This window comes from Brevibacterium sp. SIMBA_078 (assembly GCF_046534565.1).
Classification (GTDB): Bacteria; Actinomycetota; Actinomycetes; order Actinomycetales; family Brevibacteriaceae; genus Brevibacterium.
This window is the reverse complement of record NZ_JAWRYQ010000203.1, coordinates 1-273: the sequence shown is the minus strand read 5'-3', so window position 1 is coordinate 273 and position 273 is coordinate 1. Positions and strand designations below refer to the sequence as shown.

The following is a 273-nucleotide window of genomic DNA, read 5'->3' as shown; positions in this document are numbered from 1 at the left end:
GCTTTTGTAATTTGGTAGAAGAAGTATAAGAATCATAAGTTGTACTATCAAATATTTCAAAGTCCTTTGTCATCATTTCACCTCTTCCTATACACGTAGCTTTGGATTTAAGTAAGTGTAGACGATATCAACCAATAAGTTTGCAATGACGAAAACAAATGCATAGAACATAACAACGCCTTGTACTAACGTGTAATCACGGTTGAAAATTCCATCAACAGCTAATCGACCAAGACCTGGCCATCCAAAAACTGTTTCAACAATCATATTTCC

1 protein-coding gene is annotated in these 273 nt (G+C 34.8%); it reads right to left on the bottom strand.

Annotated elements, in window-relative coordinates; all coding sequences use genetic code 11:
• Positions 1–87 precede the first annotated feature (87 nt).
• Positions 88–273 (bottom strand): ABC transporter permease subunit (locus SB749_RS19440; RefSeq protein ID WP_410711750.1); only part of this gene is annotated, 186 nt, incomplete at its 5' end.